Genomic DNA, 20962 nt, shown 5'->3' on the forward strand with positions numbered 1-20962 from the left:
AGTCAACCCGCGCGACCCACAGACCAGCGCTGCGGGTCGCGTTCACGGTGCCAGCTGCGCTCGGAGTGATCCTGGCGACCTCCGTTGGCGCCGGCGCCGCGGTCGCCGTCGGCCACTGGCAGGCGGCCGAGCTTCAGGGCGGGCCGGCCGCAGTGACCGCCAGCGTCACCGCCGCGATCGGCAACGACGCGGACGGCGAGATGGCCTCTCCCACGCCGGCGCAGGCGGTCTTGGCCGCTCCCGCCGCAACCACGACTCCGCAGCGCGCCGCAGGCGCGACCGTGACCGTGCGCAACCCCGGCGCCAGTTATGTGTCATCCTCCAGCACCGACCGGCCGGTTCTGGTGTTCTCCGGCTGGCAGGATGCCCAGGGGCAGCCGCTCGGCAGCGCTGGCAGTGTGTCGGTCCCCGTACAGGTGCGGTTGGTGAGCGCCATCGGCTCGGCACAGTCGGCCACCATCTACCCCGTGTTCACCAATGGGCGCTCGGACTACGCCCTGCCCCTGTGGCCCTTCACCCAGGCCATGGACCCGCATGTGGACACCTTCACCATGCAGTGGCGCCGGGCGGCCGATCAGGACTGGCAGAGCATCGATACCTTCACCGTCGACGTGCGCCTGCCCGAGGCGACAGCGGGTTCGACCCTCAGCTACGCAGACGGCACGCTGACCGGTACGGGCTGGACATTCGGGCGCAGCACCAACATCGGCGGTGCCTTCAAGGTCGCACTGGACGTCACCGACGCCGATGGGCATACCGATTCGGTGACCGTGCTCGCCGAGTTCTCCGGCAGGCAATTCACCGTCTCCGCGGCGGCCCTGGCTGCCGCCGGCGTAACTGTGGGCGACGGGTACACGATCTCTGCTACGCCCGCCGGCGGGGCCGCACCCATCGTCGTGCACATCTCCGGCTCGGGTGGCGGGGAGCCGAGCGCCCAGCCGAGCGCGGAACCCACCGCGGTGCCGAGCGTCGAACCCACCGTTGTGCCCTCGCCTGCGTCCTCGCAGGCCCCGACGCCGCTGCCGAGCGCCTCACCCACCGCGGAGCCAACGGCTGCGCCCAGCACCGCACCCGCCGTAGAGCCAACCGCTCAGGCGTCGGCGGAGCCCACCACTTCCCCCGTCCCAACTACTCCGGGGACTGCGACGGTACCCACTGCGGCAGCGGTCGCGCCGACGCCGGCGGCCACACCGCGGGCGGCCGCGACCGGCACCGCGGCGGAGCATCCGGGCGGCCAGGGCACGGGTGGCCCGTCGAGTGCCGGCTCGGCGACCGCAGTTAATCCCCGCTCTGGGTTTGAGGTTCTCAACGAGGGCGTCGACGTCGACCCCTTGGTCGTGCAGGTGCCCTCCACCACCGGGGCACCGGGGTCGGCTGCAGCCGCCGTTGACGCGGGCACGTCCGTCGATGCGGCGGCGGAACCAGCGGCCACCGACGCGAACGTACGGCCGAGCACCGCCCCGGCGTCCCCCGTGCGGAGCCCCAATGAACTGGTACCCGGTAACGCCGGTTCCCTATCGGGCACCCGTGAAGGCACCACCATCACCCTGTTCTTCCCGTCGGCGAAGGTCGAGGAGGGCGACTGGGTGGCCGTATTCGTCTACCCCGGCGCCACCACCGGCGGGTGGGTCCAGGTTGACGCAGACAATTCCGTGTCGCTGGACATCTCCACGCTGGATCCGGGCAGTTACAAGATTGCCGTAGGGGACCGCGATTCCCAACTGCTGGGCTGGGCCCAGTTGGAAATCACCGAGCCTGCGAACGACGAGGGCGGTGAACCCGCAGGCGTAACCCTGCTCACAGGCGAGGACCTGGCCGATCACAGTGCGCTGGGCGCCGACGGGTGGAAACTCGCCGGTGCAGCGGGACTGCTCGTGATCGGTGCGGCGTCATTCATACTGCTCGCGGTTCCCACGTTCGGCGGCGCAAAGACACGAGTCCGCAGCAGATAACATGTATGCTCGTTACAGTCGGGTAACGGGAGGAGGGGCCGTGCCACGTGCATGGTTGCGGACGCTGGTGGTGCTGATAGCCACGGCGCTCGTTCTGCTGCCCTCCGTCGGCGCACAGGCCGACACATTCACGGGCGATTCGACCACCGGTACCGCCTCCACCGTGAGTCCGTCCACCATCGCCGTCGGCGGCACCTTGAGTTTCACGCTTTCAGGCTTCCCCCAGGGAGCCGAAGTCGCGATCCTCATCGACGACGCCGACCCCGGCCCAGGCGGTCAGCCCGGTGTGGTCGGCGAGTTGACCGTGGGTGAAGACGGCACCTACGCCGGCGCGGTCGAGTTGCCTGCCGATGTGGCCAAGGGCGCCCACTGGCTGCGCTTCATAGTGACGGCGGGGGAGGACATTCCGACCAACACCGTGCGCACTCTGGACTACACCAACAAGAGCCCCTACTTCACCGTCGCGGACGTCACCATCATTGGCGGGGGAGCCTCCACGGTGCCCTCCACGCCAACGCCCACCACCGTCGCCACCCCCTCGGTCGAGCCCACCGCCCCCGCCGTCGCCGCCGGCGGCGACTCGGGAGACGCCGGCGCCGCAAGGACCGGCTGGGCCTCGGTCTCACTGCCGGTGGTAACCACAGTGCTGCTCGCGCTGGCGGCGGTGCTGCTGGTATTGAGCGTGATCATGCTGATCGAGCGCCGTCGCCTGCTCGCCTACGAGCGCGAGCTCGAATACGCGGCCAGGCGCTGAATGCGCCGGGCGCCCGGCGTAGTATCGCCGCCGGCGCCCGCCCGTCTCGCGGTGCGCCCCGCCGGACGCCGGCTCAGCGTCCCCAACGGAAGGAAAACAGCACCGTGATGCGAACCCGTGATGCAGGGACTCTGCGCGCAGCCGACATCGGAGAAGTCGTCACCCTCGCCGGATGGGTGGATCGCCGCCGTGACCACGGCGGTGTCGCCTTCATTGATCTGCGTGATGCCTCCGGCATCGCCCAGGTCGTCATCCGTGAGGAGGTCGCCCACGACCTGCGCGCCGAGTACGTGCTCCAGGTGACCGGTGAGGTCTCCGCACGCCCCGACGGCAATGCCAACCCCAACCTGCCCACCGGGGAGATCGAGGTTGTCGTCTCCGACGTCGAGATCCTCAATCCCGCGGCGGCGCTGCCCTTCCAGGTCTCCGACCATGCCGAGGATTCCGGTCAGGTGGGGGAGGAGACCCGCCTGAAGTACCGCTACCTCGATCTGCGCCGCACCCCGATGCAGCATGCCATGCGGCTGCGCGCCAAGGTGTCTCAGGCCGCCCGGCGCGTGCTGGACGGCCACAACTTCGTGGAGATCGAGACGCCCACGCTGACCCGCTCCACCCCGGAGGGCGCCCGTGACTTCCTGGTGCCCGCGCGCCTCGCACCGGGGTCCTGGTACGCCCTGCCGCAAAGCCCCCAGCTGTTCAAGCAGCTGCTCATGGTGGCCGGCATGGAGCGCTACTACCAGATCGCCCGCTGTTACCGCGACGAGGACTTCCGCGCGGACCGCCAGCCGGAGTTCACCCAGCTGGACGTCGAGATGAGCTTCGTCGACCAGGAGGACGTCATCGCCGTAGCCGAGGACGTCCTGAAGGAAGTATGGGCGCTGATCGACTACGAACTGCCCACCCCGATTCCGCGCATGACCTATCGCGACGCCATGGAGCGCTACGGCACCGACAAGCCGGACCTGCGCTTCGGACTCGAGCTGGTGGACCTGACCGAGTTCTTCAAGGACACCACCTTCCGGGTCTTCCAGAACCCCTATGTCGGCGCCGTGGTCATGCCTGGTGGGGCTTCGCAATCCCGTCGCACCTTCGACGCCTGGCAGGAGTGGGCCCGCCAGCGCGGAGCCCGCGGCCTGGCCTACGTGACGGTCGCCGAGGACGGCACTCTCGGCGGGCCGGTCGCCAAGAACATCACCGACGCCGAGCGCGCCGGCCTCGCGCAGGCCGCCGGGGCCAAGCCGGGAGACTGCATCTTCTTCGCCTCCGGCACCGTGGATGCCTCCCGGGCCCTGCTGGGTGCCGCGCGCCTGGAAATCGGCAAGCGCTGCGGCCTGATCGACGACAACGCCTGGTCCTTCGTGTGGGTGGTGGACGCGCCCCTGTTCAAGCCGTCGGCCGAGGCCAAGGCCGAAGGCGATGTGGCCCTGGGCAAGTCCGCCTGGACGGCGGTTCACCACGCGTTCACCTCGCCCAAGCCGGAGTGCCTGGACACCTTCGACACCGACCCCGGTTCGGCGCTCGCATACGCCTACGACATCGTGTGCAACGGCAACGAGATCGGTGGTGGCTCCATCCGTATCCACCGCCGTGACGTGCAGGAGCGCGTCTTCAAGGTCATGGGGATCGGGCCGGAGGAGGCGCAGGAGAAGTTCGGCTTTCTGCTGGACGCCTTCAAGTTCGGCGCCCCGCCGCACGGCGGCATCGCCTTCGGCTGGGACCGCATCGTGTCCCTGCTGACCCACGCGGACTCCATCCGCGACGTGATCGCCTTCCCGAAGTCCGGCGGCGGCTACGACCCGCTCACCGACGCGCCCGCGCCGATCACACCCGAGCAGCGCAAGGAGGCCGGCGTCGACGCCGTCCCGGACGCCGACGTCTGACAATCTGATTTGTTACCACGTCGACGTGTGTATTCTCAGGCGCATGTGAATAGTCTCAGCCGTCGATGTGGCAGCATCGGCGCCTGCACGCGTCACCGCGGACGCGCCGACGCGCTCACTCCAACCGGTACAACCACCATAGAGGACCGATGAACACCACAACTGTCATCTCGCGCCGCGCCTTCGGCATTGGGGCGGCCTCAACGGCCGTGCTGTTGTCACTGGCCGCATGCGGATCCAACAACACCTCCGACGACTCGACCGCAGGCAATCCCGTGCTCGCCTACGGCACCGAGCCGCAGAATCCGCTGATTCCCTCCAACACCAACGAGGTTGGCGGCGGACGCATCGTTGATCTGCTCTTCGCCGGCCTGTACAGCTACGACGCCGACGGCGGCATCGTCAACGAGGTCGCCAAGGACGTCACCACCGAAGACAACCAGACCTTCACCGTCACTCTCAACGAGGGCTGGACCTTCTCCGACGGCACACCCGTCACCGCCGACTCCTTCATCAATGCGTGGAACTACGGCGCAAAGGCCTCCAACGCGCATCTGTCCAACTACTTCTACGAGCCCATTGAGGGGTTCTCGGAGGAGAAGGACTCGGAGCTGACGGGCCTGAAGAAGGTCTCCGACACCGAGTTCACCATTACTCTGACCGAGCCGCAGTCGGACTTCCCACTGCGCCTGGGCTACTCCGCCTTCTACCCGCTGCCGGAGTCCGCCTACGACGACATCGACGCCTTCGGACAGAACCCGGTGGGTAACGGCCCCTACACGCTGTCCAGCTGGACCCACAACGATCGGGCCGAGCTGGTTGCCAACCCCGACTACACCGGCCCGCGCAAGGCCGTCAACGACGGCGTCACCTTCGTGTTCTACACCGACTATGACGCTGCCTACGCGGATCTGCAGTCCGATGCCGTCGACGTCCTGGACGCCATTCCGGACTCCGCCCTGGCCACCTTCAAGGACGACCTGGGCGACCGGGCGGTCAACCAGCCCGGCGCCGTCGTCCAGTGCTTCTCCATCGACGTCGACTCCGAGCACTTCAAGATGGACGAGGAGGGACGTCTGCGCCGCAAGGCCCTATCGCTGGCCATCAACCGACAGGAGATCTGCGACACCATCTACAACGAGACCCGCACACCGGCCTCCGACTTCACCTCGCCGGTGATCGAGGGCTGGACCGCGGACGTCGAGGGCAATGAGGTGGTCGCCTACGATCCCGACGCGGCGAAGGAGGCATGGGCGGCCGCAGACGCCATCAGCCCCTTCGAGGGCGAATTCACGATCGCCTACAATGCCGACGGCCCGCACAAGACCTGGGTGGACGCGGTGTGCAACTCTATTAAGAACACCCTCGGCATCGAGGCCTCCGGCAACTCCTACCCCACCTTCCGGGAGTTGCGCGACGACATCAATGCCCGCACCATCAAGTCGGGCTTCCGCACCGGTTGGCAGGCCGACTACCCGTCCATGTCCAACTTCCTTGGCGCCGTTTTTCAGACAGGAGCCGGTTCCAACGATGCCCACTACTCCAACTCGGAGTTCGATGATCTGCTGAACCAGGCGGCGCAGACCACGGACGCGGACGAAGCGCTGAACCTGTACGAACAGGCACAGACGCTGCTGTTCGCTGACCTGCCGGCCATTCCGCTGTGGTACCAGAACGGCTTCGGCGGTTACTCGACCCTGGTGTCCGACGTCAAGTGGGGCTGGAACTCTGTTCCGCTCTACTACGCCATCAGCAAGGCCTGACATTCCCAGCTGTCGGGGCCGGACGGGCGCCCGTCCGGCCCCGACAGCATGGACACCACTCACCGGAAGACTCACTATGCTCCGCTATGTTGGACGCAGACTCTTGCAGATGATTCCCGTGTTCTTCGGGGCCACCTTCCTGATCTACGCCATGGTCTTCGCACTGCCCGGCGACCCTGTTGCCGCCCTGGGCGGGGAACGCGCCCTGTCGGACGCCGTCGTCGCCCAGATCCGGGCCGAATACCACCTGGATCAGCCCTTCATAGTGCAATACCTGCTGTACATCAAGGGCATCTTCACCGGCGACTTCGGCACCACCTTCTCCCACCAGCCCGTCTCCGAAGTGATGGCGCAGGCCTTCCCCGTCACCATAAAACTGGCGGTGATGGCGTTGGTGCTGGAAGGCGTCTTCGGAATCATCATCGGAACGCTGGCCGGACTGCGCCGCGGAGGCGCATTCGACGCCACGGTGCTGGTCCTGTCCATGACGGTGATCGCCGTTCCCACCTTCGTCATCGGCTTCGTGCTGCAGTTCCTCATCGGCATCAAGGCCGGCTGGCTGCCGGTGACGGCGGGAAGCAATCCTGGCGTAAGGGACCTGCTCATGCCCGCCATGGTGCTGTCGGCCGTTTCCTTCGCCTATGTACTGCGGCTGACCCGCACCTCCGTGGGAGAAAACCTGGCGGCGGACTACGTGCGCACTGCCCGCGCCAAGGGGATCTCAGAACGTCGCGTGGTTACTCACCACATTCTGCGCAACTCACTGATACCGGTGGTGACCTTCCTGGGGGCAGACCTGGGCGCGCTCATGGGCGGTGCCATCGTTACCGAAGGAATCTTCAACATTCACGGCGTCGGTGGAACCCTGTATCGGGCGATCCTTCAAGGGCAGGGCACAACCGTGGTGTCCTTCACCACCGTGCTCGTGCTCGTCTTCATCATTTCCAACCTACTCGTGGACCTGCTCTACGCCGCCCTCGACCCGAGGATCCGCTATGCCTGACACTCTTCAACCAGGCGCGCCCGTTGCCCCCCGCCCCGGCCAGGAGCGCTTCGTCTCCGACATCGACGAGACCGGCCTGGGGGCGGTGGACGCCGTCGCAGACGAGTCCGCGCCGGCGTCGATGTGGGGTGAGGCGTGGAAGCAACTGCGCCGACGTCCCTTGTTCTGGATCGCCGCGCTGCTGATCCTCGCCGCCGTGGCGTTAGCGGTCGCCCCGGGGCTGTTCACCAACACCGATCCCCGATTCTGCGAGCTGGGTAATTCCTTGGCCCCGGCGAGCGCCGGCCATCCCTTCGGCTTCGACAAGCAGGGCTGCGACATTTACGCCCGTACCGTCTATGGCGCACGCGCATCCGTGAGCGTCGGGGTGCTGACCACCCTGCTCGTGGTGGTACTCGGCTCCATGGTCGGTGCCATAGCGGGGTACTTCGGCGGCTGGTTCGATACTTTGCTGTCGCGCGTCACTGACATCTTCTTCGCCGTGCCCTTCATGCTTGCCGCCATAGTGGTGATGAGCATGTTCAAATCCCACCGTTCGGTGTTCACTGTGGTGCTGGTCCTGGGGATCTTCGGCTGGCCGCAGATCGCGCGCATCACCCGCGGCGCCGTCATGTCAGTCAAGAACGACGAGTTTGTCATTGCATCGACGGCGCTGGGCGCCGGGAGATGGGCGACCATGTTCCGACACATCTTGCCCAACGCGGCGGCCCCCATCATTGTCACCGCCACAGTGTCGCTGGGCTCATACATTGTCACCGAGGCGACGATGTCCTTCCTGGGAATCGGCCTGCCCGCAACGATCGTGTCCTGGGGTGCGGACATCTCCGCCGCCCAGTCCTCGTTGCGCAATGCTCCCGGGATCCTTTTCTACCCCGCCGGTGCGCTGGCTCTGACGGTGCTCGGCTTCATCATGATGGGTGACGTCGTGCGCGACGCCCTCGACCCCAAGGCCCGCAAGTGAATGAAGTGAACGCCAAGCCCATGACCGACACACCCGCCGCGGAGAAGCTCCCGGATCCGGACCAGCCGCTGCTGGAGATCCGTGACCTCGAGGTGGCCTTCCGCTCCTCCACCGGCCTGGTCCCGGCGGTGCGCAAGGCGAACCTCACCGTCTACCCGGGCCAGTCCGTGGCCATCGTGGGGGAGTCGGGCTCCGGCAAGTCGACCACCGCCCACGCCGTCATCGGCCTGCTGCCGGGGACCGGCCGCGTCACCGGCGGACAGATCCTGTTCGAAGGACGCGACCTGACCCGCATCTCCGCCAAGGAGATGACCGCGCTGCGCGGAGCGCGCATCGGCCTGGTGCCGCAGGACCCGATGAGTAACCTCAACCCGGTCTGGTCCATCGGCAGCCAGGTCAAGGAGACACTGCGGGCCAACAACGTGGTGCCCGGCAGCCGGCTGGATCGCCGAGTAACCGAACTGCTCACCGAAGCCGGTCTGCCGGATGCCGCCCGCCGCGCGAAGCAGTACCCGCATGAGTTCTCCGGTGGCATGCGTCAGCGGGCCCTGATCGCCATCGGCATGGCCGCCGACCCGAGCCTGCTCATCGCCGACGAGCCAACCAGCGCCCTGGACGTCACCGTCCAGCGGGTCATCCTCGACCACCTGCAGACCTTGACCCGCGAGCGGGGCACCGCCATGCTGCTGATCACTCATGATCTAGGGCTGGCGGCCGAGCGGGCCGAGCACCTGGTGGTTATGCACCGCGGGCGGGTTGTTGAATCCGGCCCCAGCCTCGAGATCCTCAAGGACCCCCAGCACCCCTACACCAAGCGGCTCGTGCAAGCGGCCCCCTCGCTCGCCTCCCACCGCATTGAGCAGGCGCACGCCCGGGGCGTGGAAGTTTCCGAGGATGAGTTGTTGGGCGCCGGCATGGGCCGAGTGTCAACCGAAGACGTGCTGCGCGTGGAGCACCTGACCAAGGTATTCCCGGTGCGCGGCGCCAAGGGGCAGGCCAGGACCCTCAAGGCCGTCGACGACGTCAGCTTCGGGTTGCGCAAGGGCACCACCCTGGCTCTGGTCGGCGAGTCCGGTTCGGGCAAGTCCACCGTCGCCAACATTGTCCTGAACCTCATCGACCCGACCAGTGGGAAGGTGTTCCACCACGGCACCGACCTATCGACGTTGAACAAGCAGGAGCTGTTCCAGCTACGGCGTGTCATGCAGCCCGTGTTCCAGAACCCCTACGGGTCCCTGAACCCCATGTACTCGGTGTTCTCCTCGGTGGAGGAACCGTTGCGGGTACATCGGGTGGGCACGCGCAAGGAACGGGAGCACCGGGTAGCCGAGCTACTGGATATGGTGGCACTGCCGCGCAGCGCCATGCGCCGCTATCCCGGCGAATTGTCCGGGGGACAGCGACAGCGCGTGGCCATCGCCAGGGCCCTGGCGCTACGACCGGAGATCGTCGTGCTGGACGAGGCCGTCTCCGCCCTGGACGTGCTGGTGCAGGCGCAGATTCTTAAACTGCTGTCGAGCTTGCAGGCCGAACTGGAGTTGAGCTACCTGTTCATCACCCACGACCTGGCGGTCGTGCGCCTGCTGGCCGACGACGTCGTCGTCATGGAGCAGGGGCGGCTCGTTGAGGCCGGGCCGAGTGATGAGCTGTTCGCCCACCCGCGCGAGGAATACACCAAGCGCCTTATCGAGGCGGTTCCTGGCGCGGGTATCGACCTGTACCGCGCTGCAACCGACTAGGCTGCAAGAAATGTGGTGTGCGATGGGTAAATCATCTGCGCGCAACCGTGCTTCGGGGGCGCGCGCCATTGCCGTCGTCGCGATGCTGCTCATGGCCGGCTCCGTTCTGGGGTGCGGCCCGGCGAATCGGGACGCCGCCCCGATTGCATCCGCGACGGGGCCATCAAGCTCCGCCGCAGCGGCAACTAGGACGGCAGCGGGCACTGAGGAGCCAACCGTTTCCGCAAGCACGGATGCGCCCTTGGCGCAGCCGGCCCAGGAGACGTCGACGCCGCAGCCACTTGCTGCGGACGCTACGGTCCCGGATGAGGCCGCATTCATTAACGGTGAGGTGATCGTGCCCGAACAATGCGCCTTTTGGGGGAGCGCTGACGGTCGGGTGAACCTCGTTGACGGCTTTGCCAGCATGGAGGACGGCACTATTCAGATGAGCGTGACGGTCAAGCAGACCGCCGTGGTGACCCTCGCCGGCAAGCCATACCGGGCCGTCGTCTTCTCCTGCTGGGGCGGCGGGAACCTGGCCTACGACTACATCGGCTTCTACGACGATGCTTCCACAGCGCCCGCCGTCGAGACCGGGATTCAGATCGCCGCCGGTCCCTACCAGAGCAATGCGATCAGCGCGGTCGAGGGCACCCTCGAGTCGATTGAGAACGGTTTCCATCTGGAGTGGGCCGGTGAGTTCCTGGCCACCGATGAGGCCTGTACCGCCTGCGCCACCGGGCATGGGGAAGCGGACTTCTTATGGAATGGCAGTTCCTTCGACGTCATGAACAAGGTGACCTGGCAGCAACGGGATTAGTTCTTCAGACCAGCCTGCGGCCGGCCAGCAGCCCCCAGGTGACGACGACGGCGCTGACGGCTATCTGCGCGACTAGCAGTCGCGCCGTCGGGGACACTCCCGCGGCCAGCAGTGCGGTCGGCGCTCCGGCCAGGGCGGCGGCATCGGGCCCGTTTACCAGCATCGCGACCGCGCCCGGCGGCAGCGATCCGACCGGCGAGGCGATCAGGCCCAGGGAGAAATCCGGTGCGGGCCGGAACCCCGACCGCAACGCCGCACCGGCCCAGCCGCAACCCGCCGCCACCACGAGACCGATGATGTTGCACGCCCCGGTAAGCGTCAACGAGTATGCCTGTTCACGTAGCTGGGCGGGCACCGCCACCGCCGCCCAAAGAGTCATCGCCGTGGCTGGCACCAGCAGGTGCCCGCACCTGATCAGGATGGGGCCAACCGGCCAGGACGCGTCCGCCGCGCCGTCGAACCAGGCACGCCGTGCGGGCTCGGCGAGAGCCAGGACCGCAACCCAGCCGCCGACCAGATGGAAGACGGCCTGGCCGACCGCTCCGATACCGCTGGACACCAGGGGGAACATCGCAATGAGCAGGCCCGCCAGTAGCTGCACCAAGCGGCGCGGCTGGCGCCACAGCAGCAGCCAGTCCGCCTGAGCCACGGCCAACACCGGACCCAGCGCCCGCGGCAGCCGACGCGACAATCCGGCCAGCGGCAGGCGTGATGGGCGGGCCGGACGCCGAGCCGGGGCGGACAGCAGGCGCCCGAGCGCGCGAGTGTCCAGGGAGAGCCAGGAAACCTGCGCACCCAGGTTGCGGGCGGCCACCTCCAGCAGGTGCGAATCCGGTATGTCAACCAGCCGGACCCGCAACCGCCACCACCAGGCGGCGGCCGCCAAATCCGCTAATAGGCCCAGCAGCGTGAGCACTACTCCTGCCGCGCGGCGCGGAAAAGGCACACCTAACGCACCGACCGCGAGCACCGCTGCCGCCATGACCAGCAGTGCCACTCTCGCACCGAGAAGGCCGGTACCATCCACCTGCGCATGTACCAGCGCCAATAACAACAGCGCCCCACCGCCACCGCCGAGCAGGATTGTCCCGGAGGCCGTCGCCGCTCCGCCGCCCGCCACCACCGCCAGCAAGAATCCGGCCGTGCCGCCGGCGACGACCGCAAGCGCCATCTCCGCCCACGCCACGGGGGCCAGCAGGCCACGCCGATCGCCGGGCATGGGCAGCCACCAGGCCGCCTCATAGGTCCGCAGGAACAGCGGGCCCAGCCGCCGCAGCGGATCCAACAGCAGCCCCACCAGTACCAGCGCCAGTAGTATGGCCGCCCAGGCCGGGTCTGCGGCGACCATACCGGGCATGGACGCCGGGGCACCGGTCCCCAACCGCGCCAGGTACGGGACGGTCATGGCAGCCAGGATCGCCGCGGACAGCAACGTGTCATAGACATCACCGAGAATCGCCCAGGGGCTGCGTGTACTAGCGGTATGACCCCGTACCCAGCGGCGTAGTTCCCGACCCGGGGGCGGTGCGGGGGAGGAGTTGCCGCCGGCCGCGGTCACAGCCGGCCCTCGGTGATGGCGCGCACCCCGGCGGAGACATCAAGCAGGTTGGTGTCGGCGCCTACCAGCAGCACACTAGTGGCGACCGTGCGCACGAACTCCGCGTCGTGGCAGGCGATAAGCACGGCCACACCGGTCTCCCGCTCGGCGACCAGGCGCTGTGCCAGGGCACGGCGCGTGACATGGTCCAGGCGCTGCTCCGGCTCGTCCAGAACCAGGATGCGCCGCGGTCGGGCCAGCACGGCGGCCAGAGCCAGGCGACGTCGCTGTCCCGAGGACATCTCTTCGGGCAGGGCGTCGGCCAGGTCGATGAGATCGAATTCCTCCAGCAGCTGCCTGGCGGTCCGCTCCGGATCGGGCACGGCATGCCCGAAGCAGACCAGTGCCAGGTGCTCGGCCACGGTCAGGGCGGGGAAGAAGGACTCCTCGCCCAACTCGCGTGCCACCGCCCGGCGCTGCCGACCCGAACGCGGATCGGGGATGCGCCCCAGCAGTCTCACCTCGCCGTCGACGGGCGGAAGCAGGCCGAGACAGGTGCGTAGCAGGGTGGACTTGCCGGCGCCATTGACGCCCACGAGTGCCAGCGCCTCACCCGCTCGGAGGACGAAGGTAGCCGGCCCGCACACGGCGTGCTCGCCATAGCCAACACTTAGATCACGAGCCGCAACCAACACCTGGCCGCGTGCGGCGGGTGCGCGTGTCCTGGGCATCGTGGTCCTCCTCGACCCTAGCGGTTGCGTTCGATGCTACCGGCCCTACGCCGCGCCGTAGAAGGAGGCTCACCGCCTTGCCGGTGCAAAACACGACCTTGGGGTGCGTTTCACGACCCCGGGGTGGTCGTGAAACGCACCCCAAGGTCGTAAAACGCGCGGCTCCCTGGGAATCGTCGACCAGCGCCAGTCAAGCAGCGTGCTCGGCCTCAAGACGCTCCAGTATCCATGCCCGCACCAGGGTCGAGGCGGGCAGATGTTTTGCCTCAGCGACCGCCTCGATCGCCTCGCGTTCCTGCGGGGTTAACCGCACCGAGTACACCTGAGACCGGTTCGGTCGTACAGGAACGGTATTCACGGGGTACTCCGCTTCGCGGGTCACCTCGGATTCCTCACGCATTTTGGCGATCATTTCAGCGTCAACCGTCTTGGCCATCGAAGTCCTCCTCGTCCTCCTTGAGGTTGTACAGGCGCAGGTCTGCGCCGGTCGCACGCCAGGCATTCACCAGATGCAGATCACCGTCGCGATCCCGCCAGGCAATAATGGTAAGTACTCGTTTCGCATTCGGTGAATAGCCGATGAAGCGACTGGCGCCAGTATGAGACTTTGGATCAGGTTCGAGCGCAACCAGGTCGATGTCGTCCAGCACTTCACATGCCTGCTCTGGCGTGACGCCGACTGCCCCCGGGTACCTCTTGGCGCGGTTCCGAATATACCGCTCCGTGGCAGCGTCCCAGTACAACCGCGTCATACATGGATTGTAGTACATCGTCTTACGTCGTTGAAGAGGGCCGTTCGTGTTGCCCGAACACGACCTTGGGGTGCGTTTCACGACCCCGGGTGGTCGTGAAACGCGCGGTCGGCGGCGGTGCGGCTATTCATGCTCCCACGGGGAGATCAGAACGAGATGGCCTTCGGGGATCGTCAGGTCGTGGGCGGTGCCCCATTCCTTGTACCTGGGGTCGGGGTCCTTCGTGACTGCCTGGCGGCCGAGTGCGGTCGTCACCGCCAGGTGGGTGCCGGTGGGGCGGCTCTGGTCGTTGTCCCACCGCAGGGTGGCGACGGCCCGTACGCGCGGACCGATCTCTACCACGGGCGGGTCGTTTGTGCTCGGTGACCTGGATTCCTGGTCGTCCACGTGCAGTACAGAGACCTCAAGGTCCCGGCCCTGCTCGTCAACAACGACGACGTCGGGCCAGCCGGATACCAGACAAGCGGCCTTGGAGTCGTTCTGTACGGCGATTGCAGCGGTGACGTGGCCGCCCAGTGCGGCAGAGTTCCAAATGTGCCAGTAGCTCAGCTCTGCGGGGTCGCACTCCTCTACTATCAAGCTGTTCATCGGCACGACGCGGCCGTTTCCGGCTAGCTCGGGGATCGTCATTTGCTGGGCCCGGGCCAACGCGGTGGCATCAGGCGACTCGGCGTGCTCACCCAGCCAGGTGAGGCCGCGTGGAGTAGCCAGCACGATCACCAGCGCCAACACCACCAGCACGCGGGCGGATGCTCTGTGCTCACCGCCCTGAAGACCGAGAGCCACAATTGCCATGACCACGGCACTCGCACTAAGCAGCACGAGCCCTCCGGCCGCCCAGGGCCACCAGCCCGGACTCATGGGTACCCGCGCCAACAGGTCGCCGCCGGAAGTGAGGATGTCGCACGAGGAGAAGAACCACGACTCGTGGGCCTGGACGGCCACCACCGGCTGCTCCAGCAAGTAGGCGCACCGGTAATCGGCGTCCTCAGGCTCGAAGGCGGTCGTCGGCATGCTCAGACCGGCCCACAGGAAGGCTATCGGCGTCAACAGCGTGGCCGTGATCCCCACCAGGTGCGCCACAATGGGCAACCAGTGCCGCCATGGCCAAGTAAGCGCTCGCCACCACCAGGGCCCGCGGGTGCTGCGAGCGTCGCGTGGCGCACCCGAGTCGGGTTCCGTGCCGGACAAGATAAGCACCCCCTTCAAGCGGCTGCGACCGATGCTACCGGGCCGGTCGGGTCCACGGCGGGGTCAAAAAAGTACCGGCGCTCGGCATCGGCGCCGGAAGACCGCTGTGCGCGCCCGGGGCGATGCTTTAGCCAGCAACCGCGGAATGAGCCGCGGCACCAACACGACGGAGTGGAACCCATGCGCCTTGCACCCCCGAAGATCCTGATCCCCGGGCTCATCGCTGGTTCTGCGCCGCCGCCACCCTCGGCTTCTACTACGTGCCCCAGTTCCTGGGCGGCAACATGATCGCCCTCGGCGCGGCCGCCGTCCTCCTGGGCATGGGCGTGACCGCCTTCGTCCCCATGGCCGCCGTATTCCCCGCCCTGGCCCCCGAACACCGCGGGGCGGCCATCTCCGCCAACAACCTCGCCTCCGGCCTGACCACCTTCGTCGGCCCCGGGCTGGTCACCCTGCTGCTGCCGCACATCGGCGTCGCCGGAGTGTGCTGGACCTACACCGCCCTGTACCTGCTGGGCTCCCTCATCACCGTCTTCATCCACCCCGACCAGCCCGGCTTCGACCGCAATGGGCGGCGTCTGCCGGAGACCGCCGACCGACCCGTCGCGGAGGTGGACGCCTGAACCCACCGAATCGCCGACCATCCTTAAACCCGCTCACCACCACCAAGTCACCGCAACCAACCCACGAGGAGAAGAAACCATGAAGGCTGTAGTCCTAGAGAAGCGCAATGAGATCAACGTCCGCGAGGTCCCCGGAGACCTCGTCTGCGGCCCCGGCCAGCTGCGCATCGCCCCGCACACCGTCGGCATCTGCGGCTCGGACGTCCACTACTACACGCACGGCCGCATCGGCCGCTATATCGTCGAGGCGCCGATGATCCTCGGCCACGAGGCCTCCGGCACCGTGCTGGAGGTGGGCGAGGGCGTCACCGACTTCGCCGTCGGCGACCGCGTGGCCATGGAACCGGGCGTCCCGGACATGAGCTCGCGCGCCTCCCGCATGGGCATGTACAACGTCGACCCCGCCGTCTCCTTCTGGGCCACCCCGCCGGTAGACGGCTGCCTGGTCGAGGAGGTCATTCACCCGGCGGCCTTCACCTACCACCTGCCCGACAACGTCTCCTACGGGGAGGGCGCCCTGCTCGAGCCGCTAGCGGTCGGCATGCACGCGGCCACCAAGGCCGCCATCCACCCCGGCGACGTCGCCGTCGTCTCCGGCTGTGGCACGGTCGGCATGCTCACCGCCGCCGCCGCGCTCGCCGGCGGCGCCTCCACCGCCATCGTCTCCGACGTCTCCTCGGTCAAGCTGGAGATCGCCTCCCAGATCCCCGGCGTCGTTACCGTGGACCTGCGCGAGCAGCGCCTGCTCGACGTCGTGAACGAGCGCACCGCCGGCTGGGGCGCAGACGTGGTCTTCGAGGCCTCCGGCCACCCGTCCGCGTACGAGGACCTGTGGAAGCTGGGCGCCCCCGGCAACCGCACCGTCCTGGTGGGCATCCCCGTGGACCCGGTCGCCGTCGATGTCACCGAGGTGCAGGCCCGCGAGACCCGTATCGAGACCGTCTTCCGCTACGCCAACGTCTACCAGCGCGCCATCGACCTGGTGGCGGCCGGCAAGATCAATCTCAAGCCCTTCATCACCGAAACCTTCCCGATGGACCGCGCCAAGGAGGTCTTCGACCGGGTGGCCGAGGGCCGCCCCGGCGACGTCAAACTCCAGATCACGGTGGGCTGACCCGAGGCCGCAGCCGTGCAAAGGGCCAACCACCGCGACCGGCGACGGGCCGGTGGGCAGGGCGCGCACAATGAGCGCGTGTCCTCCCCATCGGCCCGCCCCGGCATCCCCCCACGCCCCTCCACCCCGGGCGTCGAACCCGCGCCGGGGACGAAGGCCGACGTCGGCGACCTGGAAGTCATCGTCCCCGACGCCGGCACCTCGGTGCGCTGGTGGACGCACGGATACCCCGACCCGCTTGCCCGCTGGCACCACCACCCCGAGATCGAGTTCCACCTGATCCGCTCCGGCTCCGGGCAGATGCTCGCGGGCGACCGCGCCATCGACTTCGAAGCCGGACAGGTCACTCTGATGGGACCGCACCTGCCGCACAACTGGCTTTCGGACCTCGGTCCCGGCGAACGCCTGCCCGAACGCGACGTGCTGTGCCAGGTGCTGCCCGCGCGCTTCGAGGCGGCTTCCGGGCAGCTGCCCGAACTGGCCGCCATGGGGGCGCTGGTCGACCGCGCACGCCGGGGCATCATGCTGTCGGGGGACAGCCGTGAGCGGGCGGCCGCCATTCTGGAGAGCATGGGCGGGCAGGGCCCGCTGGGGCGGCTGGCCGCGCTGCTGGAACTGGCCCGCGTCTTCCTCGCCGCCCCCGCCGCGGAGGCGCACCCGATCGCCAGCGCCGGCTACGTGCCCAGCCTCGACGACGCCACCGCCTCCCGGATCAACGCCGTCCTGGACTATGTGGAGACCCACCTGGCGGAGGAGATCTCCATGACCCGGGCCGCGGAACTGGTGGCGCTCAGCCCATCGGCGTTCTCCCGGTTCTTCCACGCCACCGCCGGGATCACCTTCTCCGAACTGGTACGGCGGCGTCGAGTCGCGCGGGCCTGCCACCTGCTGCGCACCACCGACCTGCCGGTGACCCGGGTGTGCGCATTGAGCGGGTACACCAACCTCTCGAACTTCAACCGCCGGTTTCGGGAAGAGACCGGCACCACGCCCAGCGCCTACCGCCGCCGCGACTGAGCGCGCCGGCCGACGGCTCAGCTCGCCGTGTGGCGCACGACAACACGGGGTGATCGGTGCAACAATGTGCTCCATGTCCCGCTACATTGAGCTGCACCCCGTCAACCCCCAGGCACGACTGGTCACCAAGATCGTCGACAGACTCCGGAACGGTGAGCTCATCGCCTACCCCACGGACTCCGGCTACGCGCTTGCCTGCGCCCCCGGCAACAAGGAGGGACTGGAGCGCATTCGCACGATTCGTCAGCTGGATTCCAAGCACAACTTCACCTTCGTGTGCGCCAACTTCGCCCAGGTCGGCCCGCTCGCGATCGTCGGCAACAACGCCTTCCGGCTCATCAAGCGGCTCACGCCCGGGCCGTGGACCTTCATCCTCAAGGGCACCAAGGAGGTGCCGCGGATGACCTTGAACCCGAAGAAGCACACCCTGGGCGTGCGCATTCCCGACCACGTCATCGCGCAGGCGCTGGTGAAGGAGTTCGGCGCCCCGATCCTGTCCTCCACCCTCATTCGTCCGGGACAAACCACGCCGGAGTCCAATGGTTGGGAGATCGAGGATGCACTCGGCCACCTGATCGACGTCGTCATCGAGGGGCCGGTCACCTCCACCGAGCCGACCACCGTCATCGACCTGACCGAGGACGTGCCGGAGGTCGCCCGCGAAGGTGCGGGCGACATCAGCCTGCTATAGGCCATGTCTCCGGTAGCCCGCGCTACCACCCGCGGCTACTCGGTGGCGGCCGCAGTCGCCTCAGGCTCGGCCGGCCCCCGTGACTCGGGGCCCGACGGCGCCGGCTCACCGGTGAGCACGCCGACCTGCGCGTAGCGGTCGTGAAGGCGCTGCAGCGGCGTCGGCGCCCACCAGTTCCAACGCCCCAGCAGAGTCATGGTGGCCGGCACCAGCAGCATGCGCACCACGGTCGCGTCCAGGGCAACCACGATTGCCAGCGCCAGCCCGACCTCCTTGACGATCAGCAGCTCGCCGCTGACGAAGCCGAGGAACACCACCACCATAATCAGGGCGGCGAAGGTGACGATGCGGCCCGAGCGCTGCAGACCCTTGGCGACGGCCGTGTCGTTGTCGGCGCCGGCGTCCCAGTACTCCTTGATCCGCCCCAGTAGGAAGACCTCGTAGTCCATGGCCAGTCCGAAGCCGACACCCACGGCCGTGACCACCACGTAGGCCTCCACCCCGCCGATGGGGGCGAAGCCGAGCAGCCCGGTCAGGTGTCCTTCTTGGAACACCCAGGTCAGCGCGCCCACGGAGGCCGCCAGGGACAGCAGGTTGATCAGCAGCGCCTTGAGCGGAACCAGCAGGGAACCGGTCATGAGGAACAGCAGTACGAAGGTCGCCAGCACAATGAACGTGCCCACCCACGGCAGGGACGCCAGCAGTGACTGACGGAAGTCCAGCTGGCTGGCCGCCTGACCGGTGGTCCAGGTGTCGGCGGGCGCAGACAACGCGCGTATGGAGGTGACCGTGTCTTCGGCGGCGCGGGAGGTCGGATCACCGGAAAGCTCCAGATAGACCACTGTGTAGTCGCCGGCGGTGGCTACCCGCAACACTTCCTGGACGCCGTCGACGGCAGCCACCTGCTCGTTGATGAAGTCGGTGACCCGCTCACCGGTGGCGGCGATGATCATGGTGGCGTCCTGCTGGGTTACGGCGGAGTAGCGCTCCTCCAGCACCGTCAGGTAGGTGCGTTGGTCGGAGTCGGTGGGCAGCAGCTCGGTAGTGGAGGAGAGCAGGTGCAGGTTGCGGGCCGGGGAGGCCAGCACCACCAGCGCCACCACGCAGGCCACCAGCACCACCCAGGCCATGCGCTGCACCTGCCGGGCGATCCACCGGAACACTCCGCGCTCACTGGTCACGTCCCCCAGGTGTCGCTGCATGGCGCCGAGGACCGGAATGCGCTGCAGCAGCGGCGGGTGCAGCAGGCGCCGCCCCAGCAGCACCAGCACGGCCGGCACCAGGGTGACCGCCGCCGCCACCGCGATCAGGCACGAGGCCAGGCAGGCGATGCCGATGGACCGCAGCACCGCCGGTCCCATCAGCACCAGGCCGAGCATGCAGGCCGACACCGTCAGTGCCGAGAACAGCACCGTGCGGCCGGCCGTCGCCAGCGTCGTCGTCATGCAGGCCGCCAGGCGGGGGTCCCGTCGTCCGCTGCGACGACGACGCCGGTGCCCCCCGGCGTCCTCGCCGGCGGCGTCGTGGGAGCGAGCAAGTTCTTCCCGGTAGCGGGAGGTGATCAGCAACCCGTAGTCGATCGACAGTCCCAGACTGATCACGGTGACAATGTTGATGACGAAGGACTGCAGGTCCATGCCCAGGCTCAGGAAGTACAGCACTCCCATGGTGCACGCGATGGAGGCCAGCGCACCGATCAGCGGCATGCCGGCAGCCAGGAAGCCGCCGAAGACCAGCACCATGATGATCAGTGCCAGCGGCAGGGAGATCAGCTCACCCCGCACCAGGTCGGCGCGCACCTGATCGTTGACGGCTGCGGACATGCGTGCGTCGTCGGAGACAATGCCGCGCACACCGGGTTCAACCCGACTCAGCTCGTCCGGGACCTGTTCCAGGCGGGCTTCAACCCGGCCGACCAGTTCGGCGACCTGCTCGGCGTACTTCTTGTCGTCGGCGTCGGCGACCGTGTCCCCGTTGGGATCAACGGTGACCACCAGCAGGAAGCCGTCCAGGTCGGTGGAGGCCAGCATTTGTGCGGCGGGCTCATTCAGCATGCCGGGGACCACGAAGGGATCGATCACGTTCTGCTCGCCGACCAGCGCCCGCAGATCCGCGTGCGCGTCCTCCAGTGCGTCGGCGACCGTCTGCTGGGCGACGGTGTCGGAGATGTCCATGTCGGTGACCAGCAGCGTCACCGTCTCGGCATCACCCGACAGCGTGTCCAGGATCTGCTCACCCTCCGCACTGTTGGTGCCGGCAATCGAAGTGCTCCCCGCGGCCGCGCGCTCGAACAGGTTGTTGCCGCCCAGCCCCGTGATGGAAGGGAGCAGCAACGCGACGGCGAGAAGCAGCCACGCACCGACGATGATCCAGGCATCTTTGATGACGCGGCGGGAAAGCCAGGCAAGCATGCGCCCTAGTCTGGCAGACCGCCGGGCGCTGAGCGGTCCCG

The 20962-nt window shown here is 67.8% G+C and carries 17 protein-coding genes and 1 pseudogene; 12 read left to right on the forward strand and 6 right to left on the reverse strand.

What is annotated here, in order from left to right:
- The first annotated feature begins 47 nt into the window (after positions 1 to 47).
- The 8 genes from ACGLYG10_RS16710 (at position 48) to ACGLYG10_RS11445 (ending at position 10854) form a co-directional block, all read left to right on the forward strand.
- Positions 48 to 1952, forward strand: a complete 1905-nt coding sequence (locus tag ACGLYG10_RS16710) for a hypothetical protein (RefSeq protein WP_234415846.1) — start codon at positions 48 to 50, stop codon at positions 1950 to 1952.
- 40 nt (positions 1953 to 1992) lie between these two features.
- Positions 1993 to 2706, forward strand: coding sequence for a DNA-directed RNA polymerase II (locus ACGLYG10_RS11415; RefSeq protein WP_139240964.1), 714 nt, complete (start codon positions 1993 to 1995; stop codon positions 2704 to 2706).
- 104 nt (positions 2707 to 2810) lie between these two features.
- Entirely contained in the window at positions 2811 to 4586 is a 1776-nt protein-coding gene (aspS, locus tag ACGLYG10_RS11420; protein ID WP_073331931.1) for an aspartate--tRNA ligase, read from the forward strand.
- A gap of 149 nt (positions 4587 to 4735) precedes the next feature.
- Positions 4736 to 6349 carry a peptide ABC transporter substrate-binding protein gene (locus tag ACGLYG10_RS11425; protein ID WP_073331933.1) on the forward strand — a complete coding sequence of 538 codons (1614 nt, stop codon included), beginning with the start codon at positions 4736 to 4738 and terminating at the stop codon, positions 6347 to 6349.
- Positions 6350 to 6425: 76 nt separating this feature from the next.
- The gene (locus tag ACGLYG10_RS11430; RefSeq protein ID WP_073331936.1) at positions 6426 to 7352 is read left to right on the forward strand and encodes an ABC transporter permease; all 927 of its coding nucleotides are present in this window, start codon (positions 6426 to 6428) and stop codon (positions 7350 to 7352) included.
- Positions 7345 to 8313, forward strand: coding sequence for an ABC transporter permease (locus ACGLYG10_RS11435; protein ID WP_073331939.1), 969 nt, complete (start codon positions 7345 to 7347; stop codon positions 8311 to 8313). Before ACGLYG10_RS11430 ends, ACGLYG10_RS11435 begins: the two co-directional genes overlap by 8 nt.
- A 20-nt stretch (positions 8314 to 8333) precedes the next feature.
- Positions 8334 to 10052 (forward strand): dipeptide ABC transporter ATP-binding protein, encoded by a 1719-nt coding sequence (locus tag ACGLYG10_RS11440; protein WP_073331941.1) that lies wholly within the window; start codon positions 8334 to 8336, stop codon positions 10050 to 10052.
- A gap of 241 nt (positions 10053 to 10293) precedes the next feature.
- Complete coding sequence (locus ACGLYG10_RS11445) at positions 10294 to 10854, forward strand: hypothetical protein (RefSeq protein ID WP_139240965.1); 561 nt, start codon at positions 10294 to 10296, stop codon at positions 10852 to 10854.
- Between the two features lie 4 nt (positions 10855 to 10858).
- On the opposite strand, the gene ACGLYG10_RS11450 is transcribed toward ACGLYG10_RS11445, so the two are convergent.
- The 5 genes from ACGLYG10_RS11450 to ACGLYG10_RS11470 all read right to left on the reverse strand — a co-directional run bounded on the left by ACGLYG10_RS11450 (position 10859) and on the right by ACGLYG10_RS11470 (position 14957).
- The gene (locus tag ACGLYG10_RS11450) at positions 10859 to 12259 is read right to left on the reverse strand and encodes a DUF6297 family protein (protein WP_073332155.1); all 1401 of its coding nucleotides are present in this window, start codon (positions 12257 to 12259) and stop codon (positions 10859 to 10861) included.
- 149 nt (positions 12260 to 12408) lie between these two features.
- Positions 12409 to 13122 (reverse strand): ABC transporter ATP-binding protein, encoded by a 714-nt coding sequence (locus ACGLYG10_RS11455; RefSeq protein WP_073331946.1) that lies wholly within the window; start codon positions 13120 to 13122, stop codon positions 12409 to 12411.
- A 190-nt stretch (positions 13123 to 13312) separates the two neighbouring features.
- On the reverse strand, positions 13313 to 13558 hold the full coding sequence (locus ACGLYG10_RS11460; protein WP_073331949.1) for a DUF6290 family protein: 246 nt from the start codon (positions 13556 to 13558) through the stop codon (positions 13313 to 13315).
- On the reverse strand, positions 13542 to 13772 hold the full coding sequence (locus ACGLYG10_RS11465; RefSeq protein ID WP_083565875.1) for a hypothetical protein: 231 nt from the start codon (positions 13770 to 13772) through the stop codon (positions 13542 to 13544). The genes ACGLYG10_RS11460 and ACGLYG10_RS11465 overlap by 17 nt, the downstream gene beginning before the upstream one ends.
- Before the next feature lie 225 nt (positions 13773 to 13997).
- Positions 13998 to 14957: a DUF4232 domain-containing protein gene (locus ACGLYG10_RS11470; RefSeq protein WP_244542673.1), complete on the reverse strand. Its 960-nt coding sequence runs from the start codon at positions 14955 to 14957 to the stop codon at positions 13998 to 14000.
- Between the two features lie 356 nt (positions 14958 to 15313).
- Between ACGLYG10_RS11470 and ACGLYG10_RS11475 the strand changes: the two are divergent.
- The 4 genes and pseudogenes from ACGLYG10_RS11475 to ACGLYG10_RS11490 form a co-directional block, all read left to right on the forward strand.
- Positions 15314 to 15688, forward strand: a pseudogene (locus ACGLYG10_RS11475) (MFS transporter); the annotation flags it as partial.
- A gap of 79 nt (positions 15689 to 15767) precedes the next feature.
- The gene (locus ACGLYG10_RS11480) at positions 15768 to 16802 is read left to right on the forward strand and encodes an NAD(P)-dependent alcohol dehydrogenase (RefSeq protein WP_073331957.1); all 1035 of its coding nucleotides are present in this window, start codon (positions 15768 to 15770) and stop codon (positions 16800 to 16802) included.
- Between the two features lie 78 nt (positions 16803 to 16880).
- Complete coding sequence (locus ACGLYG10_RS11485) at positions 16881 to 17819, forward strand: helix-turn-helix domain-containing protein (RefSeq protein WP_211483018.1); 939 nt, start codon at positions 16881 to 16883, stop codon at positions 17817 to 17819.
- A 73-nt stretch (positions 17820 to 17892) separates the two neighbouring features.
- Complete coding sequence (locus ACGLYG10_RS11490) at positions 17893 to 18510, forward strand: L-threonylcarbamoyladenylate synthase (protein ID WP_073331959.1); 618 nt, start codon at positions 17893 to 17895, stop codon at positions 18508 to 18510.
- A 35-nt stretch (positions 18511 to 18545) separates the two neighbouring features.
- Here the strand turns inward: ACGLYG10_RS11490 and ACGLYG10_RS11495 are convergent, their stop codons facing one another.
- Entirely contained in the window at positions 18546 to 20921 is a 2376-nt protein-coding gene (locus ACGLYG10_RS11495) for an MMPL family transporter (protein WP_073331961.1), read from the reverse strand.
- Between the last annotated feature and the right edge of the window lie 41 nt (positions 20922 to 20962).

The sequence above is a fragment of the Actinomyces glycerinitolerans genome, assembly GCF_900098745.1.
Lineage (GTDB): Bacteria > Actinomycetota > Actinomycetes > Actinomycetales > Actinomycetaceae > Actinomyces > Actinomyces glycerinitolerans.